The organism is Micromonospora sp. NPDC047762 (assembly GCF_043204655.1).
Taxonomy (GTDB): Bacteria; Actinomycetota; Actinomycetes; order Mycobacteriales; family Micromonosporaceae; genus Micromonospora.
The window spans coordinates 1-26,931 of record NZ_JBIDCQ010000015.1 but is presented as its reverse complement, the minus strand read 5'-3'; the positions used below and the strand labels follow the sequence as shown (position 1 = coordinate 26,931).

The following is a 26,931-nucleotide window of genomic DNA, read 5'->3' as shown; positions in this document are numbered from 1 at the left end:
TTCTTGCCGATGCCGCCGACAACAACGCCAGGAGATACCCGCCGGTGACCGAGACGCACGCCACAATTTCACCAGGCGCGCCGGTATTCCCGGCCGGGCGCTACGGCCGCCGTCGGGCACCGGGCGGAAAGCGCCGCCGTACGCTGATGGCCGCGCTGGCACTGCTCGCGCTCGTAGCGACGCTGACCGTGATCTCGGTCCGGCTCTACCGCCAGTACGGCGACCCGGTCTACGACGCCCAGGTGATCACCTACACCGACATCACGGACAAGCAGGTGCTTGTCGATTTTCGGGTGACGGTCCCGTCCGGTGGATCAGCGGTCTGCGTGCTGCGTGCCCGGGACCGTGCCGGCGCCGAGGTCGGCCGCGAAGAAGTCACCGTCACCGCCGACCCCGGGGATCGGCACGTCACGACCCGGCACCGCCTGACGACCACCGCGCGGCCGTTCATCGGTGAGGTCCTGCGCTGCCGAGCACCGTCCTGAGCTGCCCAAACAGCACCAAAAGTGGGGCCGCCGGGGCGTTCACGCCCGGTGTGTGATCCGGACACCGGCGGTGATGGCCGACACGCTGTGTCGTACCGCACTGGTAACTTGGTAGTTCACCTGTCAGCCAGCCACGCACAACTGAGGAGAACGCCTGTGTCCACTGGCAACGAGGCGCCCGCCACCTGGCTGTCCCAGGACGCGTACGACCGCCTCCAGGCCGAGCTCGACGAGCACATCGCCAACCGCCCGGTGATCGCAGCCGAGATCAACGCTCGGCGCGAAGAGGGCGACCTGAAGGAGAACGGCGGCTACCACGCCGCCCGCGAGGAGCAGGGCAAGGCCGAGGGCCGCATCCGCTACCTCCAGGAGCTGCTGCGCACCGCGAAGGTCGGCGCGGCGCCGACGGCGGACGCGGTGTCGCCCGGCATGGTGGTGACGATCTACTTCGACGACGACACGAACGACACCGAGACCTTCCTGCTCGGTTCCCGGGAGATCGCCGCCACCACCGACCTGACCGTCTACAGCCCCGAGTCCGCGCTGGGCAAGGCGATCCTGGGCGGCCGCGCCGGGCAGACCTGCACCTACACGGCCCCCAGCGGCGCCGACATCAAGGTGACGGTGGTCAGCTTCGAGCCGTTCTCCGGCTGACCGTCGCCGATCGCGTCACCCGCTTCCGACCGGGTCGACCGACGCCGGCACCCCGCTGCCGACACACCGCGCATCCGAGGCGTGGCACCCACAGGTGTCACGCCTCGGCCGCGAAGACCACCTGGTAGCCGCTGGCCCGCAGGGCGCTGATCAGGGTGTCCGAATGCTCGACACCACGGGTCTCCACCGACAGCGCCACCTCCACCTCGCCGAGGCTGAGGTGCGGGTTGGCCCGCTGGTGTTCCACGTCCACCACGTTGGCCCGGTGCTCGGCGATCTGGCTGAGCAGCGACGCGAGCTGCCCCGGCCGATCCGAACAGCGCACTGTCACCCGCAGGTAGCGGCCCGCCGCGGCCAACCCGTGCTCGATCACCCGCATCATCAGCAGCGGGTCGATGTTGCCGCCGGAGAGCACCGCGACCACCGGCGTCTCCACCTCGACCACACCGGCCAGCAGCGCGGCCACACCGACCGCACCGGCCGGCTCGACCACCTGCTTGCCCCGCTCCAGCAGCATCAGCAGGGCCCGGGAGATGTCCTCCTCGGAGACCGTGACGATCTCGTCGACCAGCTTGCGCACGTGATTGAAGGTGATCTCGCCCGGCCGGCCGACCGCGATGCCGTCGGCGATGGTGGAGAAGATGGGCAGCCGGACCGGTTCCCCGGCCACCAGTGAGGGCGGGAACGCCGCCGCCCCGGCCGCCTGCACGCCGATGATCCGGACGTCCGGGCGCAACGCCTTGGCGGCCACCGCCATGCCCGAGATCAGACCGCCGCCACCCACCCCGGTGATGATCGTCTTCACCTCCGGGCACTGTTCGAGGATCTCCAGCGCCACAGTGCCCTGACCGGCGATCACATCAGGGTGGTCGAACGGGTGGATCAGCACCGCGCCGGTGCGCTCGGCGTACGTGTGCGCCGCGACCAGCGACTCGTCGACCGTGTTCCCGGCCAACTCGACCTGCGCGCCGTACCCCTTCGTGGCGGCCACCTTCGGCAGCGGCGCGTTGACCGGCATGAAGACGGTGGCGTGCGTGCCGACCAGGCCGGCGGCGAGAGCTACGCCCTGCGCGTGGTTGCCCGCGCTCGCCGCGACCACCCCGCGCTCCCGCTCCGCGGCCGACAACCGGGAGATCCGCACGTACGCGCCCCGCACCTTGTACGAGCCGGCACGCTGCACGTTCTCGCACTTGAGCCACGTCGGCCCGCCCAGCGCCGCGCTGAGCGGCCGGGAGGGCTCGAGTGGGGTGGTGCGGGTGACGCCAGCGAGCAACTCCCGTGCGGCCCGCACGTCGTCGAGACCGACCAGTTCCGTCATGCCCCGATCGTGCCATTCGCCCCCGGGGCACCCTGCGGCGACACCGGTGCGAGGCGTGCGGAAGACGATCACGCGGTGGCCGTCGACCCCGTTTCGACGCGGGGATAACCGGGGGCGTGGCGCGTCCACGGGGCGGCCATCTCGAACTGCCCTGCCACACCGAGCAGCAGCAGCTCCGAGCCGGGCGGACCGACCAGCTGCACGGCGACCGGCAGACCGTCGGGGCGGCGTCCGACCGGGACGACGACCGCCGGCAGGCCGGCGATGTTCCAGGGTGCGGCGTACGGCGCGTACCGGATGTTGGCTGTCATGTTCGCCCGCCAGGACCGCTCCGACCAGCGGGCCGCCTCCGGTGGCGCGCTGGCCAGCGCCGGGGTGAGGAGCAGGTCGACCGAGTGATCGGTGAAGAAGTCGACCGACCGTTGCCGCCAGGCGGCCCGGTCCGCCTCCCGCACGTAGCCGCGACGCTGCGCCCACTCGCCGAGCGCGACGTGTCGCCGGGTACGCCGTTGCAGCCCCCGCCGGTCCAGACCGGAGGCCCGGACGTCGGTCGCGGCAGCGGCGAACCAGGTGGCGATGCCCTGCAGGCCGAGCGCGGTCGGGTAGACCGGATCGGCCGGCACGGTGTCGTGCCCGGCGGCGGCGAGGAGCCGACCGGCGGCGGCGACCGCGTCCCGGTTGGGCGCGTCCGGTGCGACACCACGCACCGGGGAGCGCAGCGAGACACCCACCCGCAGCCGCTGCGGGGGGACCAGCTTCTCGGGACGCCGGCCGGCGAGCACCGAGAAGCCGACCGCCGCGTCGGCGACCGTGCTGGTCAACATGCCGTGCTCGGTGAGGCCGAACCAGTCGTCCGCCCCGAGCTGGCAGGGCACCACGCCCCGACCCGGCTTGAGCCCGACGAGTCCGCAGCAGGCCGCCGGAATCCGGATCGAGCCGAGACCGTCGTTCCCGTGCGCCATCGGCACCAGCCCGGCCGCGACCGCGGCGGCGGCACCACCGGAGGACCCACCGGGGGTACGTGTGCTGTCCCACGGGTTACGGGTCACCGCGCTGTCGTCGTCGGTGAGCGCCCACAGCCCCAGCTCCGGCATCCGGGTCACGCCGAGGATCACCGCGCCGGCGCCGCGCAGCCGACGCACCACCTCGTGGTCGGCCTCCGCCACGTCGGTGCGGGCGGCCGCCGACCCGTTCCAGGTGGGCAGGCCGGCGACCGGGGTGTTCTCCTTGACCGCCACCGGAACCCCGGCCAGCGGCAGGTTGGCCAGGTCCTCCTGCTCGTCGACCTTCTCCGCCTCGGTGATCGCCTCACCGCCGCGAACGGCGCGGAACGCGGCCAGCTCACGGTCGGCTCGGGAGATGTACTCGAGGTGGTCGGCGACGACCTGGGTCGCCGAGACGTCACCTCGACGTACGCCCCGGGCGATCTGCTTGGCGGTCGCTCCGACCCAGGTCGCCATGATGTCCTGCACGGCCATCCTTCCCCAGCGGTCAGCCCAGCGCCTGCTCCAGATCGGCGAGTAGGTCGTCGACCGTCTCGATGCCGACAGACAGTCGCACGAGATCGCCGGGAACTTCAAGCGGCGAGCCGGCAGCACTTGCGTGTGTCATCCGACCCGGGTGCTCGATCAGGGATTCCACACCACCCAGCGACTCGGCGAGCACGAAGAGCTTGGCCCGGTTGCAGATCTCGACGGCGTGGTCCTCACCACCGGCGGCGCGGAACGAGATCATGCCGCCGAACCGGCGCATCTGCTTGGCGGCCACCTCGTGACCGGGGTGCGAGGGCAGCCCCGGATAGAGCACCTGGGCGACCTTGGCGTGACCGTCGAGGTACGCGGCGAGCCGCTCGGCGTTGTCGCAGTGCCGATCCATGCGTACCCCGAGGGTCTTGATGCCGCGCAGGGTGAGCCAGGCGTCGAACGGCCCGTTGATCGCGCCCATCGCGTTCTGGTGGTAGCGCAACTCCTCGCCGAGCCCGGCGTCGGCGACGACGAGGGCGCCACCGACCACGTCGGAGTGCCCGCCGACGTACTTGGTGGTCGAGTGCACCACCACGTCCGCGCCGAAGGCGATCGGCTGCTGGAGGTACGGCGAGGCGAAGGTGTTGTCCACCACCAGCAGGGCGCCCGCGTCGTGTGCCACGGCGGCCAGGGCGGCGATGTCGGCGATGCCGAGCAGCGGGTTGGTCGGCGTCTCCACCCAGACGATCTTCGTGCGGCCGGGCTGCACCGCCGCCCGGACCGCGTCCGGGTCGGAGACCTTGGCCGGGCTGAACTCCAGGCCCCAGCGCTGCGCGACCCGGGCGAAGAGCCGGTACGTGCCGCCGTACGCGTCGTCCGGGATCACCACGTGGTCACCGGGCTGGCACACGGCCCGCAGCAGGGTGTCCTCCGCCGCGAGGCCGCTGGCGAAGGCGAGACCGACCGGCCCGCCCTCCAGCGCCGCCAGGCACTCCTGGAGCGCGTCACGGGTCGGGTTGCCGGAGCGGCTGTACTCGTAGCCGAGGCGAGGTGCGCCGACGGCGTCCTGGGCGTACGTGCTGGTCTGGTAGATCGGTGGTATCACCGCGCCGGTGCGGGCCTCGGGGTCCTGACCGGCGTGGATGGCGAGCGTCTCGAAGCCGTGACTCATTCTGGTGAGGCTAGTGCCCCGTCCCGAGGGCTGGAACGGAACCCGCGCTCCCGGTGGGGGCCGGACCTTCCGGCCCGGCCCCGCGCCAGGGCGATCCCGTCAGCCGGCCGGGACCGGCAGCACGTGCAGCATCGCCGGACGGGCTCCGGTCCAGTCCCAGCTGACCGCGTAGACCCGGGCTCCGTTCGGCGACCAGGCCAGTCCTCCGGCTGGGAGCTCATCACCCAGCTCGTAGCGGGCCAGTTCGGTGCCGTCCAGGGCGAAGACGAAGACGTCCGGGGCGTAGTAGGCGTGGGCACCGGCGGCGATCCGGGTGCCGAGACGCGACAGCTCGACGGCGCGCGGGTACGGGCCGGTGGCGTACGTCGCGCTGGGCGTGGCGATCTCGGTGAACGGGAACGCCTGCACCAGGGGCGGTGAACCGGCGGCCGTGTAGAGGGTGGTGCCGGTCGGGTCGAGGGCGACGTCACGGAGGTTGCTGCCGACCGCGCTGAAGGCATTGGTCCTGGGTGTGCTCAGTGCGCCTCCGACACCGATGTCGTACGCGTACACCGAAGCGGGGCTCAACCCCGGCTGCCCGACCAGCAGCACCGAGCGGTTCTGGCTGGCGGCAGCGAGCAGCGGAGCGCCGTAGAAGTACTGGCCGACGGCCACCCCCGTGGCCACCCGGGCCGGCTGGCGTCCCAGGTCGATCCGGCCGATGTTGCCGTCCCCCTGGCCACAGCCGTAGCCGAACCACAGGTACCGGCCGGTCAATGCCAGCGACGACGGGCACTCGCCCGCGCCGGTGTCGTACCGGGCCGACTCGACCAGCGAGCCGGTGTCGAAGGCGGCGATGGCGTTGGCGGTGGGCAACGCCACGTAGAGGGTCCGCCGGTCGGCGCTGAGCATCAGCTCGGTGGGGCCGGGCAGGCCCGACAGCGTGCCGAGCACAGTGCCTGTCGCGCTGGTCACCACGACATCGGTGGCGGAGCTGCCACCGCTGACGAAGACCCGGTCACCGGCCGACACCACGTCGGCCACCGTGTTCAGCGGCAGTGGGGTGGCGGTCTGCGCGGCGGCCGCCTGGGCGTGGCCCGGGGCCGCGCCGGTGAGCAGCCCGGCGGTCAGCGCCGCCAGCGCCAGGGTGAGACCTCTTCTGATCTGCAAGCTTCGTCCTCTCAGAGCGTCGACGCGGACGCCGACGGCCGGGATCGCCCCGCGCTCATTCATTCACGCAGATGACTACCACAGCCGGTTCAGGCGTGGGGGGCGCCATGACCCGCGAGGCCGCCGGCATAGCCTGGCCCGATGAGCGGTTGCGTGTTCTGCGGGATCGTGACGGGCGAGGTGCCGGCGTTCCGGGTGGCCGACACCCCGGACGGGGTGGCGTTCCTGGACACCCGGCCGGTGTTCAAGGGGCATGTCCTGGTGGTGCCCCGGCCGCACCTGGTGACCCTGGCGGAGTTGCCGGCCGATCTGCTGCCCGCCTACTTCGCCATGGTTCAGCGGCTGGCGGTGGCGGTGGAGACCGCCCTCGGCGCCGGTGGGACGTTCGTGGCGATGAACAACAAGGTGTCCCAATCGGTGCCCCACCTGCACACCCACGTGGTCCCGCGCACCAAGGGCGACGGGTTGCGGGGCTTCTTCTGGCCGCGCACGAGGTACGACGACGACACCGAAGCCCAGACGTACGCGGACCGGATCGCGGCAGCACTGCCCGGCGGGGCCTGACTGACGGTCACGCGGGTAAGGAAGCTGGACCCTCCGGTGTTACACGCTGGGAGAGGTACGAGAGGAGATCCCACCGTGTTTTTGCGCCGTATGAACGCCGATATGGTCTCGCCCGACCAGGCCCTGCCGGGCCGTCCGATCGCCATGCCGGTCGCCGACCGCCACGAGGTGCTGGGCACGCCGTTGCAGGGCCCGTTCCCTGAGGGCCTCCAGGTCGCGGTCTTCGGCATGGGCTGTTTCTGGGGTGCCGAGCGGCTGTTCTGGACGCTGCCCGGCGTCTACACCACCTCCGCCGGCTACGCGGGTGGCATCACCAAGAACCCGACGTACGAGGAGACGTGTTCCGGCCGGACCGGGCACGCCGAGGTCGTCCAGGTGGTGTACGACCCCAGCAAGATCAACTATGAGGATCTGCTGAAGGTCTTCTGGGAGAACCACGACCCGACCCAGGGCATGCGCCAGGGCAACGACGTGGGCACCCAGTACCGCTCGGCCATCTACACGACCACCGACGAGCAGCGGACCATCGCTGAGTCGTCCCGCGACGCGTTCCAGCCGATCGTGACGCGGGCCGGCAAGGGTGCGATCACCACTGAGATCGCCCCGCTCGGCAGCTACTACTTCGCCGAGGACTACCACCAGCAGTACCTCGCGCCGACCAAGAACCCGAACGGGTACTGCAACCACGGCCCGAACGGGCTGAGCTGCCCGGTCGGCGTGGCCCGAGTCGGCGGCTGACCACGACGCACCATTCTGTCGGGGTGCGGCGCTCGCCGCGCCCCGACAGCTGTGCGGCTCCAACCCGTTTCGCAGCGGGTCGGGCGACGAGATCCTGGTCGTCTTCACCGCGGCGAAGATGAGGGCGATGGGGTACGCCGACCCGACCTCCGCCACCTGAGCCACCGCCGTTCGGCCGCCCCCGGAGGTGTCCGGGCATTCCCGTTCGGCCCTGTGATCGAAATCCGTTGCCGAGCCCGACGAGAACTCGATAACGTGGCCGTACACGTGAAAGGAGGTGGTCCAGACTTGTATAGCAATCGGACTCGTGAGGTGGCTGTCAGCTAGCCGCTGTCCTCGACAGTGATCGGTCTGCCGCGAGGCGGGCAAAAGCACCATCGTCGAGACCGTGTGGCAGCGGTGCGGCGAATCCACGACAGCCACCCGACCCCCGGGGTGCCGGCCAAGTCCAGCCGGCCCGCGCACATGCGCGGAGCGCCCCGGGGGTCGCTCCATATCCGCGGGAGTGGCGATGTCCATGCGCGAGCTGGTGGTGCTGGGGACGGCCAGCCAGGCGCCGACCCGTCAGCGCAACCACAACGGGTACGTGTTGCGTTGGGACGACGAGGTGATCCTCTTCGACCCGGGTGAGGGCAGCCAGCGCCAGCTCCTGCACACCACCGTCACCGCCACCGACCTGACCCGGATCTGCGTCACCCACTTCCACGGCGACCACTGCCTGGGCCTGCCCGGCACCATCCAGCGGCTCTCCCTGGACCGGGTGGCCCACCCGGTCGCTGTGCACTTTCCCGCCGGCGGCGCCGAATACTTCGCCCGGCTGCGGTACGCCACCTCGTTCTACGAGACCGCCGAGCTGCGGGTCGAGCCCATCGAGGCGGACGGGCAGCGGATCGCCCTGCGCTGCGGCACGCTGGAGGCACGCCGGCTCCGGCACCCCATCGAGACGTACGGTTACCGGCTGGTCGAGCCGGACGGGCACCGGATGCTGCCGGAGAAGCTGGCCGCGTACGGCATCGCCGGGCCGGCCGTCGGCGAGCTGATCCGCGTCGGGCACCTGGACCTCGACGGGCGCCGCGTCACCCGGGCCGACGTGGGCGTGCCCCGGCCGGGGCAGCGGTTCGCGTTCGTGATGGACACCGGCCTCTGCGACGGGGTGTACGCCCTCGCCGAGCACGCCGACCTGCTGGTCATCGAGTCGACGTTCCTGGAGTCGGAGGCCGCGCTCGCCGCCGAGGTCGGCCACCTGACCGCGGCGCAGGCCGCCCGGGTGGCGACCGAGTCCGGGGTACGCCGGCTCGTACTCACCCACTTCTCCCAGCGCTATCCCGACCCACGCCGGTTTCACGACGAGGCGCGCGCGCACTTCGACGGCGAACTGATCATCGCCGAGGATCTGACCACGGTGCAGGTTCCGCCCCGCCGGGTAGCCTCGGCCGGGTGACCGTCACGCTCCGCCCCGCGACCGAAGGCGACCTGATGGCGGTGGGTGCCCTGCACCAGCGCTCCCGGGTCGCCGCGTACTCCGCCTTCGTGCCGGCCGAGGCACTGGCCGACCCGACACCGGAGGCGATGGGGCGGTACTGGGTCGAGCGGTGGATCTGGGAGCGGGACACCCACCGGATGACAGTGGCCGAGCGGGCCGGGGCGCTGGTCGGGTTCAGCCACCTGGGCCCGGACGACGAGGACGACCCCGCCACCGGGCTGCTCAACGCGATCCACCTCGACCCTGCCGAGCAGGGCCGTGGCGTCGGCCGCACCCTGATGGTGGACGCCCTGGATGCCATGCGGGCGCAGGGCTGGCGGCGTGCCGTGCTCTGGGTGCTACGGGACAACGCCCACGCCCGTTCCTTCTACGAACGCGGCGGCTGGACCCCCACCGGCGCCGAGCGCGCGGAACACATAGGCAACGCCCTAACGCCCCAGATCCGCTACACCCGCCCCCTCTAACCCACCCCACCCCGCCCCCACCCAACCCGCGCCGATCTTGCACTTCCTGTCGGGACAAAACCTGACAAGAGCCGCGTTCGGGCGACAGTAAGTGCAAGATCGACGAGGCGGGGGGCGGGGGCGGGGGGCGCGGGGCGGGGGGGCGCGGGGCGGGGGGGGGGGTTAGTGGGCTCCCAGGTGGGACAGGAGGTCTTGGCGGGTCAGGACGCCCTTGGGCTTGCCGTCGACGAGGACCAGCGCGGCGTCGGACTTCTCCAACATGCCCACCGCCTCGCTCACCGGCTGACCACCGCCGATCATCGGCAGCGGGTCGCCCATGTGCCGCTCGATCGTGTCGTGCAGGTGGGCCTGGCCGGTGAACAGCGCGTCGAGCAGGTCCCGCTCGGCGATCGAGCCGGCGACCTCACCGGTCACCACCGGCGGCTCGGCCTTGAGCACCGGCAGCTGCGAGACGCCGTACTCGCGCATGTAGTCGATCGCGTCGCGGACGGTCTCGGTCGGGTGCACGTGCACCAGCTCGGGCAGGCCGCCCGGCTTGCTGGCCAGCGCGTCGGCCACCGTCGGCTCTGCGCCCGAGTTGTCGAGGAAGCCGTACCGGGCCATCCACGAGTCGTTGAAGATCTTGGAGAGGTAGCCGCGGCCGCCGTCGGGCAGCAGCACCACCACCACGTCGTCCGGACCGGCCCGGCGGGCGACCTCCAGAGCGGCGACCACCGCCATGCCGCAGGAACCGCCGACCAGCAGCCCCTCCTCGCGGGCCAGTCGCCGGGTCATCTCGAAGGACGCCTTGTCGGAGACCTCCACGATCTCGTCGGCGACACCCCGGTCGTACGTCTCCGGCCAGAAGTCCTCGCCGACGCCCTCCACCAGGTACGGACGGCCGGTGCCCCCGGAGTAGACAGAGCCCTCCGGGTCGGCCCCGATGACGCGCACCCGACCCTCGGACGCCTCCTTGAGGTAGCGGCCGATGCCGGAGATGGTGCCGCCGGTGCCGACGCCGGTCACGAAGTGGGTGAGTTCGCCGTCGGTCTGCTTCCACAGCTCCGGACCGGTCGTCTCGTAGTGCGAGCGCGGGTTGGCCGGGTTGCTGTACTGGTTGGGCTTCCAGGCGCCGGGGATCTCCCGGGTCAGCCGGTCCGAGACGTTGTAGTACGAGCGCGGGTCCTCCGGCGCTACGGCGGTCGGGCAGACCACCACCTCGGCGCCGTACGCCCGGAGCACGTCCTGCTTGTCCTGGCTGACCTTGTCGGGGCAGACGAAGACGCACTTGTAGCCCTTGAGCTGGGCCACCAGGGCCAACCCGACACCGGTGTTGCCGCTGGTCGGCTCGACGATGGTGCCACCGGGCTTGAGCAGGCCGGCGGCCTCGGCGTCCTCCACCATCCGCAGCGCGATCCGGTCCTTCACCGAGCCGCCCGGGTTGACGTACTCCACCTTGGCCAACACTGTGGCCTGGATGCCCTCGGTGACGTTACGCAGACGCACCAGCGGGGTGTTTCCGATCATGTCGACGACGTTGTCGTAGTACTGCACGGTGTGCCCTTCGTTGCGGCGCCGGCGGTGGGCGACCGGGAAGACGATTGCTCACCGCCCAGCGTACGTGTCGTCAGGGCACCAACCCCCCGGGGATGACCGAGCTACGGCGGGCCTCCCACTCGAGGAACCGGTCGGTCTCGGCGAGCACGCTGCCAGCCAACCAGGTGACCATCACCGCGTCGTCGGCCAGCCCGAAGATCGCCAGCGGGATCTCCGGGAGCAGGTCGATCGGCGAGACGATGTACGCCGTCGCCGCGGTCATCAGGGCCAGCCGAAGGCCGCCGTCGTACTCCCCCTTGGTGGTGGCCCTGATCATCCGGGGCAGCGCTGCCAACCGCGTGCCGATCGACGGCCCGTTGCGCGCCCCGGCCGCCAGGGCCCGCGCCAGGGCCGTGAATGCCGCGCTGCGCTTCAGTGTCTTACCCATCGTCGCGCTCCTCTCCGCCGGATCAGCGTGGCGGGTCGGCGCAAGTCGGCCGGCCTCTGGAACCCAGGTACCCCGTCGCGTCGGTTTCCAGGCACCCGGGTGCCGTCACGACGACAGCGGTGTGTCGGGCCAGCGCGATAATGTCGAGATATGGGGGTGGCAGGTTTCGTCGTACCCGATGAGCGCTGGCGGCAGGCCAGGCGCGTCGCCCTGCTGGCGGCCATCGGGACAGGTGCCACCGCGGCGGCCGTGGTGGCGACCGGCGGGGTGCTGGTCGGCCAGGCACGCCAGGCACGACGGACCATCCCGATGGCCGAGGCGCCGCCGCCCCGCTGCGACGGGATGTACGGCGCGAAGTTCCCCGGCCCGGCGCTCACCATGGTCGTGCTCGGTGACTCGTCGGCGGCCGGCTACGGGGTGCACCGCCGTCGGGAGACGCCCGGGGCGCTGCTCGCCACCGGCCTGTCCCGTCGACTGCACCGGCCGGTGCAGCTGCACCGCTTCGCGGTGGTCGGCGCCATCTCGGCGGCGCTGCGCCACCAGGTGGAGGCGGCGCTGGAGTGCCGACCCGACATCGCGGTGATCCTCATCGGCGGCAACGACATCACCAACCGCACCCCGCGCGGCCTGGCGGTGCGCTACCTGGTCGAGGCGGTGCACACCCTGCGTGACGCGGGATGCGAGGTGGTCGTCGGCACCTGCCCCGACCTGGGCGCGATCCGCCCGATCCAGCCTCCTCTGCGCTGGCTGGCGCACCGCTGGAGCCGCCAGCTCGCGGCCGCCCAGACGGTGGCCGTGGTCGAGGCGGGCGGGTGGACGGTCTCGCTCGGTGACCTGCTCGGCCCCCGGTTCGCGGCCGAACCGACCCGGATGTTCGCCTGGGACCGGTTCCATCCTTCCGCCGAGGGGTACGCGATGGCCGCCGCCGCGCTCCTGCCGACGATGCTCTCCGCCCTCGGCGCGACCCCGGAACGACGGGCCACACCGACGCTCGGGGACGGCGTACGGTCGCTGCCGAGGGCCGCGCAGGAGGCGGCCCGACACGCCGGCACGGAGGTCAGCGGCGTCCAGGTACGAGGCCGCGATCGGGGGCCGGCCGGCCGGTGGGCGCAGCTGCGCCGACGGGCGTTCTTCGGTGTCGGCGCGGTGCCGCAGCACGGGTCCGCCTCGGACACCTCGACAGTGGAGGGACTGGCATGAACGAGCGCAGCGCGCGGAGCGTGACCTCCGGCGTCGCCGGCCGACTGGGTCGGGCGGCGGCGATCTCGCTGTTCGCCGGCACTGTCGGGGGCGCCGCCGTCCTCGCAGGTGAGGCGTTCATCGCCCGGCACCGACGCTACGCCGAACCGGAGCTCGGCCTTGCCCTGCGCGCCACGATCGGCCGGGCGGGCGCTGCCCCGCTGCGGCTGGTGTTGCTGGGCGACTCGTCGGCACTGGGCGTCGGTGTCGACCGTCTGGAGGACACCATCGGCGGGCAGTTGGCCAACCTGCTCGCCGAGGGCCCGGCCGGCCGCAGGGTGCACCTGTCCAGCGTCGGCGTCTCCGGGTCCCGCTCGACGGACCTCGCCACCCAGGTGGCCCGGGCCCTGCTCGGCGAGCGGCCCGACGTGGCGTTGATTCTGATCGGCGCGAACGACGCCACCGGGCTGCGCCGGCCCTCCGACGCGGCGGCCTATCTCGGCGCCGCGGTGCACCGCCTGCGCGAGGCACGCGTCGAGGTGGTGGTGGGCACCTGCCCCGACCTCGGGGCCGTGCGTGCCATCGCGCCTCCGCTGCGCCAGGTGGTCGGCTGGTCCGGGCGTCGGGTGGCCCGCGCGCAGACCACTGCCGTGCTGGAGGCGGGCGGCTCGGTGGTCGACCTGGCGACCGAGACCGGGCCGGTGTTCCGGGCCGACGCCGGGACGCTCTGCCAGGACGGCTTCCACCCCTCCGCCGACGGCTACCGGGTGTGGGCGCACGCGCTGCTACCGGCCATCGTCGCCGCGGCGGCGGCCACGGCCAGGCGCTAGATCCCCCCGGCCAGGGTGACATTTCCCGCCGCGTCCGCTTCTTCCGCGCGATGTTACCGGCGGGTTAACGTTGGTCCATGCCGATTGAGTCGTCCCGCGACGCCGTCATCGTCGCCACCGCCCGCTCCCCCATCGGCCGGGCGCACAAGGGTTCCCTGCGCGACGTCCGCTCCGACGACCTCGCCGCGACCATCGTCCAGGCCGCGCTGGACAAGATCCCCGCGCTTGATCCGACCACGATCGACGACCTCTACCTCGGGTGCGGCCTGCCCGGCGGCGAGCAGGGCTTCAACATGGCCCGGGTGGTGTCCACGCTCCTCGGTCTGGACACTGTCCCCGGCGCCACGCTGACCCGCTACTGCGCCTCCTCGTTGCAGACCACCCGGATGGCGATGCACGCCATCCGGGCCGGCGAGGGCGACGTGTTCGTCTCCGCCGGGGTGGAGATGGTTTCCCGCTACGCCCGGGGCAGCTCCGACGGGCTGCCGCCCGAGGCGCAGGCCCTGGTCGGCGGCCGCTGGGAGAACCCCCGCTTCGGCACGGCGGCTGAGCGCTCGAAGCGCCGCGCGCAGGGCGACGCCGAGGTGTGGACCGACCCGCGTGAGGCCGGCGAACTGCCCGACATCTACCTGTCCATGGGGCAGACCGCGGAGAACCTGGCCCAGGTGTACGACGTCAGCCGCGCCGACATGGACGAGTTCGGCGTACGCAGCCAGAACCTCGCCGAGAAGGCCATCAACGACGGTTTCTGGGCCCGGGAGATCACCCCGGTCACCACGCCGGACGGCACAGTGGTGAGCACCGACGACGGGCCCCGGGCCGGCGTCACCCTCGACGCGGTCGGCGGCCTGAAGCCGGTGTTCCGCCCGGACGGTCGGATCACCGCCGGCAACTGCTGCCCGCTCAACGACGGCGCCGCCGCAGTGGTGGTGATGAGCGCCCAGCGGGCCGAGGAACTCGGGCTCACCCCGCTGGCCCGGATCGTCTCGACCGGCGTGACAGCCCTGTCGCCGGAGATCATGGGTCTCGGGCCGGTCGAGGCGTCCCGGCAGGCGCTGCGCCGAGCCGGCATGACCATCGACGACGTCGACCTCGTCGAGATCAACGAGGCGTTCGCCGCGCAGGTCATCCCCTCCTACCGCGAGCTGGGCATCCCGGAGGAGAAGCTGAACGTGATGGGCGGGGCCATCGCGGTCGGCCACCCGTTCGGCATGACCGGTGCCCGGATCACCGGCACCCTGCTCAACGCACTGGAGTGGCACGACAAGACCATCGGTCTGGAGACCATGTGCGTGGGCGGTGGCCAGGGCATGGCCATGGTGCTCGAACGGCTCAGCTGAGCCGGGCTGCCCTCAGAGCGCGCTGCGGGTCGCCGTCACCTCGGCGGCGGCCCGGGCCAGCGCCTCGGGCCCCGGGTGCGCGGCCAGCAGGTCCGCCGTGACCACCCGCAACTGATCGGGCAGGGCCAGGTCGTTGTCGAGCCGGGGCACCACCCGACGGGGCTCCCCCTCGGCGTCGGCGGCCAGGTTGGCGACCTCCTGCACCAGGCGGTGCACCAGGTCGGCGCGGGACACGTTGCCGGCGGTCGCGATCGCCGCCCACCGGGGCTGCTGCCAGTGCGCGATCTGACGGACCAGCAACTGCACGGCCTTGTCCAACTCCGCTGCGCTCATCGCCGCCGAGTCTACGGCCGACACCGGCCGCGTCCGGGTCGGGCCGGTCAGCGGCGCAGGTAACTGAGCAGCCGCAGCAACTGCCAGTAGAGGAAGACCAACCCGGTGAGCAGGCCGAACGCGCTCAGCCACGCGTACCGGCGGGCTCGGCCGTCCCGCACCGAACGCTCGACGAGGTCGAAGTCGAGAATGAAGCTGAACGCCCCGGCGATGATGGCCACCACCGAGAAGGCGTACGGCAGCCAGCCGACCTGCCCGCTGACGCTGTAGACCGCCAGGCCCGACCGCCCGGTGATCAGGTATGACACCAGGTTGACCACGCTGAGCACGGCGATGCCGAGCAGGGTGCCGATCACCAGGCGGGCCAGGCGGGGCGTCGCCCGGATCACCCGGGCCCGGTAGAGCGCCGCCATGCCGAGGAAGACGCCGAAGGTACCCGCCACCGCCTGCACCACAATGCCCGGATAGACCTGCTCGAAGGTGCGGCTCGCCACCCCCAGCAGCAGCCCCTGGAGGATGGCGTAGCCGACGATCGGCACCGGGTTGGTGATCCCCCGCAACGAGATGACCAGGACCAGCGCGATCGAGGCGAGCGCGCTGCCGGCCAGGGCTGCGCCCAGCCACACCGCGTCGGGGATCACCGCCCAGGACACCGCCGCGGCCGCGCCGGTCACCAGCAGCAACCCGACGGTACGGACCACCACGTCGTCGACGGTCATCGGCTCGACGTCACGGGCGCCGAGCACCCGGGCCTCCACCCGGCCGGTTGCGTCCAGCCGGTTGAGCACCGGGTTGTTGCTGCGCACCGCCGCCTCCTTAGCCCGCGTACCCCCCGAAGTCACTCTGCCCCGGGCGGACCGGCGGCGGCGGGCAAACGGCGCGGACGACGGCGCCCGCCCTCACCGGAGTGGGGACGGGCGCCGGTCGGCAGTGCGGACGAGGTCAGTCGTCGCCCTGGAAGTAGCTCAGCAGGCGCAGGATCTCGATGTAGAGCCAGACCAGGCTGACCAGGATGCCGAACGCGGCCACCCAGGAGTAGCGCTGGGGCAGGCCCATCCGGACGCCGTCCTCGATCTCCTTGAAGCTGAGCACGAAGCTCAGCGAGGCGACCACGATGCAGACCAGGCTGAAGCCGATGGCGAGCGGGCTGCCGTCGCGCAGGCCGGTGTTGACGCCGAACAGCGCCAGCACCAGGTTGATCATCATGACCGCGAAGAGGCCGACCATCACGGCGATCATGCCCTTGACGAAGGCCGGGGTGGCACGGATGACCTTCGCCCGGTAGAGCATCGCCATCAGGAAGAAGATGCCGAAGCTGGCTGCGGCGGCCTGGAGCACGATGCCGTCGTAGGCCGTCTCGAACGCCTTGCTGACCATGCCGACGAAAACACCCTCGACGACCGCGTACGCGATCACGAGCGCCGGGTTGGCCATCCGGGAGAACGAAATGATCAAGCCGAGCACCAGGCCGACGACCGCCGCGCCGATCCAGGCGGTACCGACCAGCGCGTCGGGAACGAGCACCCAGGCGGCCGCGGCGGTGATGCCGAGAATGCCGAGCAGAGCGACCGTCTTGACGACCACGTCGTCGACGGTCATCGGCGCCACAGTGGGTGGCGCGGCCGGGTAGTCGGCCTGGGACGGGTACTGCTGGGGAATGCCGGGCTGTCCGTACGGCCCGGCCGGGGCGTACCCGGCGGAGCGCTCCCGCTCGGCCGCTTGGCCGAGCCGGGCGAGCACCGGGTTCGAGGTCTTCACTGTCTGGCCTCCCTCAGGGGGTCGTTTGCACGTGAACGTGCCCTCCAAGAGTAAACGGCAGAGCCAAGTCCTGGAGATCACGAATGAGAATGTGTGAGTCGACCGGTGCCCGGGGCGGGGGTCGAACCCGCACGCCTTTCGGCAGCCGCTTTTAAGGCGGCCGTGTCTGCCTTTCCACCACCCGGGCGAGTGGCACCGGCGCGCCGACACGCCTGGTGCAGTGTCACCGTAGCCGGTCTACGGCGACCCGGCGTACCCCGCCGGCCTGGCCACATTAGGGTCGATGCCGTGAGCAGCGCAGCCCCCACGGCCCCCGACGCCGCCCCTGAGCAGGCATTCCGCCTCGCCGATCGGGCCAACCGCCAACCCCGGGCCACCCGGCTGCTGGCCGCCGTCCGCCGCCACCGGGCGGATCTGCTGGCCGCTCTGCTCTTCGCGGCGCTGGCCGGCTGGCTCACCCACGGGCTGTGGCCCGACCCGAGCGGGCGCATCCTGGCGCTCAACCCGGCGGACCAGACCCTCTACGAGTGGTTCCTGGCGGTGGACGCCCGCGCGCTGCTCGGCGACTTCGACCTGCTCACCGACCGGCTCAACGCTCCCGACGGTGTGAACCTGATGGCCAACACCACTGTGATCGCCCTCGGCGTCCTCTTCGCGCCGGTCACCCTGCTGCTGGGCGCGCCGGTCACCTTCGCGCTGCTCGCCGCCGGCAACCTCGCCGGCACCGCACTCGCCTGGTACCTGCTGTTCCACCGGACGCTGCGCGTCCGCCGGCTGGCCGCCGCACTCGGCGGCGGGCTGTGCGGATTCGGACCCGGCATGGTGTCGCAGACCAACAGCCACCTGCACATGACCGCCCAGTGGCTGGTGCCGGTGATCGTCTGGCTGGTGGTCCGGCTGCTGCGGGCGGCCGACCCGGAGCCCGGCACCCCCGACGAAGCCGGCCGTACCCGGACCACCGGGCCGGACCGTCGGCGACTGTTCACCTCTGCCGCGGGGCTGGCCGGCGCGGTCAGCGCCCAGGTCTTCATCGGCGAGGAGGTGCTGTTCCTCGCCGCGATCACGCTGCTGGCGATGGCGATCAGCTACGCCGTGGCGGACCGGGACCTGGCCCGCCGGGCGCTTCCCGGGTTCGCCGGCGGGTTGGCGATCGCCGCCGGGCTCGCCCTGCTGGTGCTCGGCTATCCGCTGTGGTTCCAGTTCGCCGGGCCGCAGGGAGTCGCCGACGGGATGTTCACCCCTGCCTACTTCTCCGCCGACCTGAGCAGCTGGTGGGCGCTCTCCCCACTGTCGGTTGCCGGCAGCGACGAGTCCGCCCGGCTGACCACCGGGCCCGCCGAGTACAACACGTTCCTCGGCTGGCCACTGCTGCTGGTCGCCGCGGTCTGCGCGATCTGGGCCGGGCGGCGCCGGCTGGTCTTCGCCTGCGTCGTGGCGGGCCTGGTGATGGGGGCGCTCTCGCTCGGCCCGGAGGTGGTGCTCGGCGGCACCAGGACGGCGGTTCCCGGCCCGTACGCCCTGATCGGAGGGCTGCCGGTGGTGGACGGGGCGTTGCCGATGCGGTTCGCGCTGGCGTTGCTGCCGATCGTCGCCACGCTGCTGGTGCTCGCGGTCGACCGGGCCCAGCGCAGCTCCGGCCGGGCGCGGCGGCTGGTGCCGCTGGCCGTCGGCGCGGCGCTGCTGCCGATCTTCCCGACCCCCCTGCCGACCGCAGGGCGACCCGCAGTGCCGGAATTCATCACCGGCGGCCACTGGCGGCAGTGCGTACCGCCGGGCGGGGTGCTGGTCCCGGTGCCACTGCCCACTCCGAAGGAGCCCTGGCCGATGCGCTGGGCGACCGCCGCCGACGCGGGTTTCGGGCTGCCGGAAGGCTTCTTCATCGGCCCGTACGGGAGAGGCGGTGCCGCGGCGATGGGCACCTTCAAGCAGCCCACCTCCGCGCTACTGGCGGATGTCGCCCGCCGCGGTGACCAACCGGCCATCGGTGACGAGCAGCGCCGCCAGGCCGTCCGCGACGCGGAATTCTGGGGCGCCTCCTGCGTGGCGCTCACCGACGAAACCCCTCACGCGGACGCTCTGCGAGCAACCCTGGAGCAGCTCTACGGCCCGCCCACCCGCATCGCCGACGCCTGGACGTGGCGGGTCTAGACCAGCCCAGAACCCCGCCGATCTTGCACTTTCTGTCCGGACAGGACGCACCAGAAGGCGCATCACGGCATCCGGAAGTGCAAGATCGACGGGGTTGGCGTCTGTCTCTGGTCAGACGCGGGGTGCGCCGACCGGCTGGGAGGCCTCGACGAACTCCTCGCGCGGGTCGTGCAGCTGGCCCAGGGCGACCACCTCGCGCTTGAGGAAGAACGCCAACGACCAGTCCACCACCACCCGGACCTTCCGGTTGAACGACGGAATCCGGCTCATGTGGTACGTCCGGTGCATCACCCAGGCCGGCCAACCGGTCATCTTGATGCCGTACACCTGGGCCACGCCCTTGTGCAGGCCGAGGCTCGCCACACTGCCGACGTGCTTGTGCTTGTAGTTCACCGGCTCGCGACCCCGGATCACGGCCGCGATGTTGTCGGCCATCCGGGCGGCCTGGCGCACCGCGTGCTGAGCGCTCGGCGAGCAGAAGTTGCCCGGCTCCTTGGTCAGGTCCGGCACGGCGGCGCAGTCCCCGGCGCTCCAGGCGCCCTCGAGCACCTGGTCACCGTCGACCACCTGGAGCGTGGGCAGGCAGGTGATCCGTCGACGGTCGTCGCGCGGGAAGTCGGTCGAGTCCAGCATCGGCGACGGCTTCACACCGGCGGTCCAGACGATCGTGTCGGAACGGAAGCTGTCACCGTCGGAGAGCTTCACCACCCCGTCGACGCAGGACTCCAGGCGGGTGTCCAGCCGGATGTCCATGTTGCGCTTCATCAACTGCTGCACGGTGTACGCACCCATGTCCCGGTCGACCTCGGGCAGCACCCGCTGGGTGGCCTCGACCAGGACCCAACGGACCTCGTCCTGCTTGAGCTCCGGGTAGTACCGCAGGGCGTCGCGAGCCATGTCCTCCATCTCGGCGAGCGCCTCGATGCCGGCGTACCCACCGCCGACGAAGGTGAAGGTCAGCGCCGAACGGCGGACGTCCGGATCCGGCGTGGCGGCCGCCACGTCGAGCCGATCCAGCACGTGGTTGCGCAGGTAGATCGCCTCGCCGATGGTCTTGAACCCAATGCCCTGTTCGTGCAGACCAGGGATCGGCAGGGTGCGGGAGACCGAACCCGGGGCCACGATCACGTGGTCGTAGGTGATCTCCCGGGCCGGGCCGCTGATCGGCTGGACGGTGGCCACCTTGCGGTCGTGCTCGATCCGCGTGACCGTGCCGGCCACCATCTTGCACCGGCGCAACTCCCGTCGCAGCGGCACCACGGAGTGCCGCGGGGAGATGTTGCCCGCCGCCGCCTCCGGCAGGAACGGCTGATAGGTCATGTGGGGTTGGGGGTCAACCACCATGACCTCAGCCTCACGGGAGCTGAGCTTCTTCGACAGGCGCAGCGCCGCGTACAGACCGACGTGCCCTGCACCAACCACAAGGATCCGCTTCGGATTCACGTTGTCTATCTTTCCCCGGCCGGCTCAGGTAATCCCGCTCGCGGCCCCCATCTGTGACGGAGCACAACCCATGTGACCTGCGTAACCCTCGGATCGCAGTGGTCACCGACGTCGCAGGAGCCAGCCCAGCAACAATGCCGTCCCCACCGCCACCAGCAGCCCCAGCACTGTCACCCACTGGTATCCGGCACCCCCGCCCGTCCCCGTCGCCTGCAACAACAGCACGCCGAGGACTGCGGAACCCAACAGCACGGCCGACGACCGCACCAACCACCGGGTGATCAATTCGGGGTCCACCATCGCGTCATAGGGCAACAACGCGGCCAGCGCGCAGAGGGTGTGACCCAGGTAGAGCAGGGCCGCGACGGCGAGCAGCCGCCAGAGGGCGACCGGACGGCCGTACCCGTCGGTGGCGAGCAACCAACCGCACACCGTGACCAACGCCGTGAAGGTCGTCCAGACCTTGCGCGGCCCGAAAGCGGGCAACAGGGCGGCCACCGCCAGGAAGAAGATCGACCGGCCGGAAAGCACCTCCGCGGGGAACGCCAGAGCGAACCCGGCAAACACGATGACGAAGATCCCCACCCGGACCAGCAGCGGGGCCACGCTGACGCGAGCGACGGCGTACTGCGCCGCCCGAACCCGCTCCACCAGAGCGCTCACCGCACCCGCCTTCCGTTCGCGGCCGCGGGGCTCGCAAGCTCACTCCTCGCGCTCACCGGCCACCCACCCTTGGGGCCGTCGCCAACCGGGCCACGTCCCGCAACACCTGGTCCAGGCTGCCGGCACCGGCCCAGCGCACCACCGGTACGCCATGCTCCCGGAGCTGCCCGATCATGGTCTCCCGGTCCAGGCGCCACAGCCGGTACGCCACCTCGGCCCAACCCCGGTCCTTCGGCGACGCCAGGTCGGTCGGCAACGTGTCGACCGCCACCACGAACCGCCCACCACGGGCCAACCGGGCGAGCATCTGCGCCGACCGTTCGTCAAGCAGCGGGGTGAGCACCACCACCAACGCGTCCGACGAGAGCAACTGCGGGCCGAAGACCTGGTCGTACGGTTCGTGTGCGGACGCGTGGACCCGGACGTCGAGCAACCACTCCAGGACGGTCAGGTACTGCCGCCGCCCGGCGGCCGGCCGGAGCCGGCGGGCAGCCGGCCCGTACTCCAGCAGCGAGACCCGGTCACCACGGTGCAGATAGTGCTCGGCGATCGCGGCGGTGGCCCGGACTGTGGTGTCCAACACCGAGGCGGCACCGTCAGCCCCACCGGAGCGGCCCGCCTCGGCGAGCACGTCGAGCAGCACCACCACCTCCGCGTCCCGGTCGGAGAGAGTGGCGGCCACGTGCAGCTGCCGGGCCCGCAACGAGACCCGCCAGTCGACCCGGCGCAGCCGGTCACCGGGAGCGAAGACGCGTACGCCGGCTAGTTCGCCGCCCTCTCCAGGTCGGCGAGAGTGGTGCGCCCCGACCAGGCCGGCGGCGCGGGGCATCGCCTCGACCGCCTCGAACGGCTCGGTACGGGGGTACACCCGCACCCGCACCGGCTCGGTGATCACCGCCCGGGAGACCAGCAGACCCCCGGCCGCGGCGACCCGGGCACCGGCGGGGCCGACCGGGTGCCGGCCCCAGCGCAGGGCCTTGCCGGCCAGCTCCAGGTCCACCGCCGCGCCACTCGGCACCGACGTCACGAACGGTCGGTCCGCGACGGATCGTCGCCTGCCGTCGCCCGTCGCCGTCGCACCGGTTCCCGGGGTGGCGCTCGGCTCCCCGTCGTCGGCGGCCTCGTCGCGGGCGAAGCCGGCCCGGTCGATCCGCAGCCACTGCGACACGCGGGTACGCGTCACCACCAGGTCGTAGTCGACAGTGTCCGGGTTGCCGACGCTCACCGCCGCAGCCACGTCACCGCCCTCGACCAGCGGCCCACCGTCACCCTGGCTGATCCACACCTGAGGCAGCGCAGTGGGTCGTCGACGCAGCGCGTACGCGGTGCCCAACGCGAACGGGGCGGCGAGCACGATGAGGTCCACCCGGCCCAGCAGCACCCCGGCCACCAGCAGCAGACCGGCGAGCAGCACCGCGCGGCCGAGCGCCGGGGTGGGCGCCCAGCCGGCGGCCGGTTCCGCCTCGGTGGCCGTCGGCACTGTCGGTCCGGTCATCAGTGCCGGGGCCCGCCGGCCGCGTAGCTGGGCAGCGCGCCACTGGCCGGGGCGGGAGTCGCCTCCAGCACCTCGCCCACCACGAACGCCGGGTCGACCCGGCGCAACCACATCTCCGGGCGCAGGGTGATCCGGTGGGCCAGGGCGGGGGCCGCCACCGACTTGACGTCCTCCGGCACCACGTAGTCCCGTCCGCCGAACACCGCGCGGACCCGGGCCAGCAGCAGCAGCGCCAGCGAACCGCGAGGTGAGGCGCCGACCAGCACCGACGGGTGCTCCCGGGTGGCAGCGGTGAGCGACACGATGTAGCGGCCGATGGAGTCCTCCACGACCACGTCCTCCAGGGCGGCCTGCATGGCCCGCAGCGTCGCCGCGTCGACCACCGCCTTGATGTCCGCCTCCTCCCGGCGACGACTCATCCGACGGCGCAGCACCTCCCACTCCTCTTCGTGCTGCGGGTAACCGAAGGAGACCCGCAGCAGGAACCGGTCCAGCTGCGCCTCCGGCAGCGGGTAGGTGCCCTCGTACTCGATGGGGTTGGCGGTGGCCAGCACGTGGAACGGCTCGTCGAGCTTGTAGGTCACACCCTCGACCGACACCTGCTTCTCCTGCATCGCCTCCAGCAGCGCGGACTGGGTCTTCGGCGGCGTCCGGTTGATCTCGTCGGCGAGGAGCAGGTTGGTGAAGACCGGGCCGGCCCGGAAGGTGAAGTCACCGTTGCGCTGGTCGTACAGGAAGGAGCCGGTGACGTCGGCGGGGAGCAGGTCGGGAGTGAACTGCAACCGACGGAAGTCCAACCCGAGGGCCTGGGCGAACGAGCGGGCGGTGAGTGTCTTACCGAGCCCTGGCAGGTCCTCCAGGAGCACGTGCCCGCCCGCGAGGATGCCGGCGAGGACCAGCTCCAACGCGTCCCGCTTGCCGACCACGACGGTGCCGACCGCGTCCAGGACCGCCCGAGCCAGGTGCCCGACCTCGGCGGGGGCAATGCTCCGGTCCACGTCGTTCATCAGATGCTCTCCAGTTCGGCGACGATCACCGCGAGGTCGCGCGGCGACGGGGTGCGGCGAGGCGGGGTCTCCAGGAACGTCCACAGGCGGTCACCCAGCAGGACGCGGGCGCGGGCGGGATCCGACTCACGGGTGACGCCGTGTTTCAGCCGCATCCGCTCGTCGGCCAGTTCACCGATCCGGGGCAGGACCACCTCGGTGAAACGTTCGGTTCGGTTCGAGGACCAGTCCAGGGGCCGTTCCCACTGGTTGATGGCGCCACGCAGCGCGTCCCGGGCGTCCCAGTTGTAGCTGCCGTCCTCCTCGCCCGCGCCGGCCCGGCGAGCCGGCGGCGGCGGAGGTGGCGGCGCGAGCAGGGCGGTGACCCGGCGGACCGTCAGCACGGCGAGCACCCCGGCGATCAGTACGGGAAGCGAGACCTGGAGGCCCACCGCGCGGAAGCCGACCAGCAGGACCGCGACCAACGCGGCGGCCCACGCCAGCGAGCGCAGTACCGGACGCCAACGGGACGGACGCGCCTGCGGACCGACCGGCGCGGCCTCCTCCTCGAACGCGAGCAGATCGTCGATGCTGGTGCTGCTCATGAGGCCACCGCCGCGGTGAGCTCTCCGCGCAGCCGACCGAGCGCGGCGCGGGCCTGGTCCCGGGTGCGTTCCCCGACCGGGTGGGTGGCGTAGCGGGCCTCCCGATAGACGTGCGCGAACTCGGCCAGCACGTCGGTGCTGGCGATGGCCGGCACGCCCGCCGCCGGGTCACCCTGCAACAGTCGGCTGACCAGGTCGGTGGGGGTGTCCCCGGCGAGCCTCGGCACACCGGCCGCGGCGGCGGTCTCCTCCAGGCGCACCCAGCAGGCGATCACCGCCACCCGGGGGTCGGTGTCCCGGTCGTCGAGCTCCACCAGGCCGGCGTCGAGGGCGGCGACCACCTCGCGGGCGGTGCCCTCGGCGGTACGGCGGGCCCGCTGCGCGGGTAGTGCCCGGGTGGTGCGGCGCAGCGCTCCCCGGATCAGGACCCAGCTGAGGTAGCCGAGCGCGGCGAGAATGGCCAGACCGAGCAGGACCACAGCCACGGTGCCGACCCATTGCGGGATGTGCGCCTGGGTGGCCTCTCCGGCGTCGCGGGGCTCGATCGGGATGGACGGCGACGGCTCGACGGTCGGGTACTCGGGAACCCACGGCACGTTGTCCGCGGCCGGCGGGATGCGACTGGCCCCGATCGACGAGTGGGCGGACGCCAGCGCGGCACCGGCGAGCAGGGCCGCGACCGCGCCGACCGGCCACCACCGGCGCAGCAGGCCGAGCACCGGCCGCAGCACGCCCGGCTCGGCGGACGGTACCGGTGTGGGCGGGCGTGTTCCGTCTGTCATCGCCACCACCCCACGCGTCGCCTCAGTCCACTCCGGCCAGCTGTTTGGCCTGGCCGAAGACATCGTCCAACATCTCTGGTGTCAACCGCCCGGTGAAGGTGTTCTGCTGACTGACGTGGTAGCAGCCGAGCAAGTCCGGGGCGTTCGTGCCGGACCAGTGTGCCCCATGACCGAACGCCGGGCGCGGGCTGGGCGGGCGCTGCCCGTACACCGCACGGAGCACCGGCCACCACGCGGCCCAGGCGAACGCGCCCAGCGCGACCACGACCCGCAGCGTGGGCCGGATCATCGTGACCTCGCGGTGCAGCCAGGGTGCGCAGGTGTCCCGTTCCAGCGGGGTCGGCTTGTTGTCCGGAGGCGCACACCGGACAGCCGAGAAGATCCGCAGGTCGCGCACCGTGAGCCCGTCGTCGGCGGCGACGCTGGTCGGCTGGTTGGCCAGCCCGGCCCGGTGCAGCGCGGCGAACAGCACGTCACCCGAGCGGTCACCGGTGAAGATCCGGCCGGTGCGGTTGCCACCGTGCGCGGCGGGCGCCAACCCGAGGATGGCGATCCGGGCGTAACCGGTGCCGAAGCCCGGCACCGGCCGACCCCAGTACTCCTGGTCACGGAAGGCGGCCCGGCGGGTACGGGCGACCTCCTCCCGCCACTGCACCAGCCGCGGGCAGGCGAAGCAGTCGCTCACCGCCGCGTCGAGGTCGGCCAGGTCGGTCGCCCGCGCTGCGCGGGCGACCACCTGTGCTTGGGTACGCGTCTCAGCCAAGCTTGGCCCGGAAGAGTTCCAGGGTGCGGGCCCAGGCGCTGGCAGCGGCGCGCTGGTCGAACGCCTCCGGCCGGTCGTCGTTGAAGAAGGCGTGCGAGGTGCCCGGGTAGTCGTAGAGGTGGCAGTCGCCGCCGGCCTCCTCGATGGCCCGCCGGGCGGTCTGCACGCCCTCGGCGGCCGAGGTGCCGTCTTCTTCGGAGCAGTGGATGACAGCCGCCTTGCCGGCGTAGTCGGCCCAGTCGGGACGCATCGACTCCCACGGCAGCACGGGATAGAAACCGGCGGTCGCGACGATCCGCTCGGAGATGGTCGCCGACCAGAGGGCCAGGCTGCCACCAGCGCAGAAGCCCACGGCACCGACCTTACCGGTGACCTCGGGCCGCCCGGCCAGATAGTCGGCCGCTCCGGCGATGTCCTTCGCCGCCTCGTCCATCCGCATCGCCAGCAGGAGCCGCTGCGCCTCGTCCGGCTCGCTGGTCGTCTCACCGTGGTAGAAGTCCGGGGCGAGGGCGACGAAACCGGCCTCGGCGAACCGGTCCGCCACCGACCGGATGTGCGGGACCAGACCCCACCATTCCTGAATGACGATGACGGCGGGGCTGGCCGTGCCGCTGGCGGGTATCGCGAGATACCCCTCGCTCGCGCCCCCGTTGCTGCGGTAGCTCACCATTTCGCCCATGGGCCGTCCTCCTAGCGGTCAGTCATCGTTGGCTGGTCGCCCAGTGGTCCTACGTGCCGGTAGCCTGCCATGCCGCGCCCCCCGCCCGGAAGACGCCGGAACAGTGGCATTCACCTCCCGTTCGCCCCCCGGTGATTGGTGGTACGCCGACGGCGGCGGGGTTCGTTCGCCCCCGCCGCCGTCGATGCTTGCGTTGCGCTAATCAGGTCTTCCTGTCAGGCAGAGCAGGTAGCCCGTCTTGCCCGGCTTGACGTTGGAGATGAGGTCGCCCTCTTCGCCTTCCTTGACGTACTGGTCGCCAGGTTCGGCGGCATCCCTCTAGAACGGCAGGCGGCAGCGGTCATCAACGACCGCCATACGAACTCGCTGCGTCACCCCTCCTAAGGGACGTCTCGTAACCCCGGTGTCTGTCTGCTGAGGATGATCATCGAGGATGCCCGGGTGCAGGTGATCACCGCAGCGCGCCCGGAGTGGA

At 72.0% G+C, this 26,931-nt stretch carries 26 protein-coding genes, 1 tRNA gene and 1 pseudogene; 10 read left to right on the top strand and 18 right to left on the bottom strand.

The features are described 5' to 3' along the window. The first annotated feature begins 44 nt into the window (after nt 1-44). Both ACGF3C_RS32360 and greA read left to right on the top strand, forming a co-directional pair. Nucleotides 45-485, top strand: coding sequence for a DUF4307 domain-containing protein (locus ACGF3C_RS32360; RefSeq protein WP_393227522.1), 441 nt, complete (start codon nt 45-47; stop codon nt 483-485). A gap of 156 nt (nt 486-641) precedes the next feature. Then, the gene (greA, locus tag ACGF3C_RS32355) at nt 642-1,139 is read left to right on the top strand and encodes a transcription elongation factor GreA (protein ID WP_357196766.1); all 498 of its coding nucleotides are present in this window, start codon (nt 642-644) and stop codon (nt 1,137-1,139) included. Between the two features lie 97 nt (nt 1,140-1,236). On the opposite strand, the gene ilvA is transcribed toward greA, so the two are convergent. From ilvA to ACGF3C_RS32335, 4 genes are all read right to left on the bottom strand, one after another. After that, nucleotides 1,237-2,457, bottom strand: coding sequence for a threonine ammonia-lyase (gene ilvA / locus ACGF3C_RS32350; RefSeq protein ID WP_357196763.1), 1,221 nt, complete (start codon nt 2,455-2,457; stop codon nt 1,237-1,239). Between the two features lie 68 nt (nt 2,458-2,525). Continuing rightward, nucleotides 2,526-3,935, bottom strand: a complete 1,410-nt coding sequence (locus ACGF3C_RS32345) for an amidase (protein ID WP_393227520.1) — start codon at nt 3,933-3,935, stop codon at nt 2,526-2,528. 13 nt (nt 3,936-3,948) lie between these two features. Beyond that, nucleotides 3,949-5,091, bottom strand: a complete 1,143-nt coding sequence (locus ACGF3C_RS32340; protein ID WP_355005630.1) for a cystathionine gamma-synthase — start codon at nt 5,089-5,091, stop codon at nt 3,949-3,951. A 99-nt stretch (nt 5,092-5,190) separates the two neighbouring features. Then, nucleotides 5,191-6,240: a hypothetical protein gene (locus tag ACGF3C_RS32335; protein ID WP_357222520.1), complete on the bottom strand. Its 1,050-nt coding sequence runs from the start codon at nt 6,238-6,240 to the stop codon at nt 5,191-5,193. Nucleotides 6,241-6,381: 141 nt separating this feature from the next. On the opposite strand from ACGF3C_RS32335, the gene ACGF3C_RS32330 reads away from it, so the two are divergent. The 4 genes from ACGF3C_RS32330 (at nt 6,382) to ACGF3C_RS32315 (ending at nt 9,489) form a co-directional block, all read left to right on the top strand. Beyond that, on the top strand, nt 6,382-6,804 hold the full coding sequence (locus ACGF3C_RS32330) for an HIT family protein (RefSeq protein WP_357196754.1): 423 nt from the start codon (nt 6,382-6,384) through the stop codon (nt 6,802-6,804). A gap of 75 nt (nt 6,805-6,879) precedes the next feature. Next, the gene (msrA, locus tag ACGF3C_RS32325) at nt 6,880-7,542 is read left to right on the top strand and encodes a peptide-methionine (S)-S-oxide reductase MsrA (protein WP_355005633.1); all 663 of its coding nucleotides are present in this window, start codon (nt 6,880-6,882) and stop codon (nt 7,540-7,542) included. A 511-nt stretch (nt 7,543-8,053) separates the two neighbouring features. Then, nucleotides 8,054-8,983: a ribonuclease Z gene (locus ACGF3C_RS32320; RefSeq protein WP_357222527.1), complete on the top strand. Its 930-nt coding sequence runs from the start codon at nt 8,054-8,056 to the stop codon at nt 8,981-8,983. Continuing rightward, nucleotides 8,980-9,489 carry a GNAT family N-acetyltransferase gene (locus ACGF3C_RS32315; protein WP_357222529.1) on the top strand — a complete coding sequence of 170 codons (510 nt, stop codon included), beginning with the start codon at nt 8,980-8,982 and terminating at the stop codon, nt 9,487-9,489. The genes ACGF3C_RS32320 and ACGF3C_RS32315 overlap by 4 nt, the downstream gene beginning before the upstream one ends. Nucleotides 9,490-9,651: 162 nt before the next feature. Here ACGF3C_RS32315 and ACGF3C_RS32310 read toward each other — a convergent pair whose 3' ends face one another. Together ACGF3C_RS32310 and ACGF3C_RS32305 are read right to left on the bottom strand one after the other, a co-directional pair. Continuing rightward, nucleotides 9,652-11,022 carry a cystathionine beta-synthase gene (locus ACGF3C_RS32310; protein ID WP_355005636.1) on the bottom strand — a complete coding sequence of 457 codons (1,371 nt, stop codon included), beginning with the start codon at nt 11,020-11,022 and terminating at the stop codon, nt 9,652-9,654. Nucleotides 11,023-11,095: 73 nt separating this feature from the next. Continuing rightward, complete coding sequence (locus tag ACGF3C_RS32305) at nt 11,096-11,452, bottom strand: YkvA family protein (RefSeq protein WP_112582466.1); 357 nt, start codon at nt 11,450-11,452, stop codon at nt 11,096-11,098. Nucleotides 11,453-11,602: 150 nt separating this feature from the next. Between ACGF3C_RS32305 and ACGF3C_RS32300 the strand changes: the two are divergent. The 3 genes and pseudogenes from ACGF3C_RS32300 to ACGF3C_RS32290 all read left to right on the top strand — a co-directional run. After that, nucleotides 11,603-12,663 (top strand): annotated as a pseudogene (locus tag ACGF3C_RS32300) (SGNH/GDSL hydrolase family protein); the annotation flags it as partial. Further along, nucleotides 12,649-13,461 carry an SGNH/GDSL hydrolase family protein gene (locus tag ACGF3C_RS32295; protein ID WP_357222533.1) on the top strand — a complete coding sequence of 271 codons (813 nt, stop codon included), beginning with the start codon at nt 12,649-12,651 and terminating at the stop codon, nt 13,459-13,461. The pseudogene ACGF3C_RS32300 and the gene ACGF3C_RS32295, both read left to right, overlap by 15 nt. Nucleotides 13,462-13,538: 77 nt before the next feature. Beyond that, on the top strand, nt 13,539-14,801 hold the full coding sequence (locus ACGF3C_RS32290; protein ID WP_393227516.1) for an acetyl-CoA C-acetyltransferase: 1,263 nt from the start codon (nt 13,539-13,541) through the stop codon (nt 14,799-14,801). Between the two features lie 12 nt (nt 14,802-14,813). On the opposite strand, the gene ACGF3C_RS32285 is transcribed toward ACGF3C_RS32290, so the two are convergent. The 4 genes from ACGF3C_RS32285 to ACGF3C_RS32270 all read right to left on the bottom strand — a co-directional run bounded on the left by ACGF3C_RS32285 (nt 14,814) and on the right by ACGF3C_RS32270 (nt 17,079). Then, nucleotides 14,814-15,134, bottom strand: a complete 321-nt coding sequence (locus ACGF3C_RS32285; protein WP_393227514.1) for a hypothetical protein — start codon at nt 15,132-15,134, stop codon at nt 14,814-14,816. 47 nt (nt 15,135-15,181) lie between these two features. Further along, entirely contained in the window at nt 15,182-15,940 is a 759-nt protein-coding gene (locus tag ACGF3C_RS32280) for a Bax inhibitor-1/YccA family protein (protein WP_357222537.1), read from the bottom strand. Between the two features lie 136 nt (nt 15,941-16,076). Next, nucleotides 16,077-16,892, bottom strand: coding sequence for a Bax inhibitor-1/YccA family protein (locus tag ACGF3C_RS32275; RefSeq protein WP_238679755.1), 816 nt, complete (start codon nt 16,890-16,892; stop codon nt 16,077-16,079). Nucleotides 16,893-16,998: 106 nt separating this feature from the next. Next, nucleotides 16,999-17,079: transfer RNA gene (locus tag ACGF3C_RS32270), tRNA-Leu, on the bottom strand. 101 nt (nt 17,080-17,180) lie between these two features. Between ACGF3C_RS32270 and ACGF3C_RS32265 the strand changes: the two genes are divergently transcribed. Then, nucleotides 17,181-19,040 carry a hypothetical protein gene (locus ACGF3C_RS32265; protein ID WP_393227512.1) on the top strand — a complete coding sequence of 620 codons (1,860 nt, stop codon included), beginning with the start codon at nt 17,181-17,183 and terminating at the stop codon, nt 19,038-19,040. Between the two features lie 111 nt (nt 19,041-19,151). On the opposite strand, the gene ACGF3C_RS32260 is transcribed toward ACGF3C_RS32265, so the two are convergent. The 8 genes from ACGF3C_RS32260 to ACGF3C_RS32225 all read right to left on the bottom strand — a co-directional run bounded on the left by ACGF3C_RS32260 (nt 19,152) and on the right by ACGF3C_RS32225 (nt 26,456). Then, a complete protein-coding gene (locus tag ACGF3C_RS32260) occupies nt 19,152-20,483 on the bottom strand; it encodes an NAD(P)/FAD-dependent oxidoreductase (protein ID WP_145787284.1) in 1,332 nt (443 codons plus the stop codon). A 102-nt stretch (nt 20,484-20,585) separates the two neighbouring features. Further along, complete coding sequence (locus ACGF3C_RS32255; RefSeq protein ID WP_357222542.1) at nt 20,586-21,146, bottom strand: hypothetical protein; 561 nt, start codon at nt 21,144-21,146, stop codon at nt 20,586-20,588. A gap of 52 nt (nt 21,147-21,198) precedes the next feature. Next, nucleotides 21,199-22,641 carry a DUF58 domain-containing protein gene (locus ACGF3C_RS32250; protein ID WP_393227510.1) on the bottom strand — a complete coding sequence of 481 codons (1,443 nt, stop codon included), beginning with the start codon at nt 22,639-22,641 and terminating at the stop codon, nt 21,199-21,201. Then, nucleotides 22,641-23,648 (bottom strand): MoxR family ATPase, encoded by a 1,008-nt coding sequence (locus tag ACGF3C_RS32245; RefSeq protein ID WP_091394243.1) that lies wholly within the window; start codon nt 23,646-23,648, stop codon nt 22,641-22,643. Before ACGF3C_RS32245 ends, ACGF3C_RS32250 begins: the two co-directional genes overlap by 1 nt. Continuing rightward, nucleotides 23,648-24,232: a hypothetical protein gene (locus ACGF3C_RS32240; protein ID WP_393227508.1), complete on the bottom strand. Its 585-nt coding sequence runs from the start codon at nt 24,230-24,232 to the stop codon at nt 23,648-23,650. The genes ACGF3C_RS32245 and ACGF3C_RS32240 overlap by 1 nt, the downstream gene beginning before the upstream one ends. Then, nucleotides 24,229-25,014: a DUF4129 domain-containing protein gene (locus ACGF3C_RS32235; protein WP_393227506.1), complete on the bottom strand. Its 786-nt coding sequence runs from the start codon at nt 25,012-25,014 to the stop codon at nt 24,229-24,231. The genes ACGF3C_RS32240 and ACGF3C_RS32235 overlap by 4 nt, the downstream gene beginning before the upstream one ends. Nucleotides 25,015-25,036: 22 nt before the next feature. Then, nucleotides 25,037-25,750, bottom strand: coding sequence for a uracil-DNA glycosylase (locus tag ACGF3C_RS32230; RefSeq protein WP_393227504.1), 714 nt, complete (start codon nt 25,748-25,750; stop codon nt 25,037-25,039). Nucleotides 25,751-25,769: 19 nt separating this feature from the next. Continuing rightward, nucleotides 25,770-26,456, bottom strand: a complete 687-nt coding sequence (locus ACGF3C_RS32225; RefSeq protein WP_357205206.1) for a dienelactone hydrolase family protein — start codon at nt 26,454-26,456, stop codon at nt 25,770-25,772. Nucleotides 26,457-26,931 lie beyond the last annotated feature (475 nt).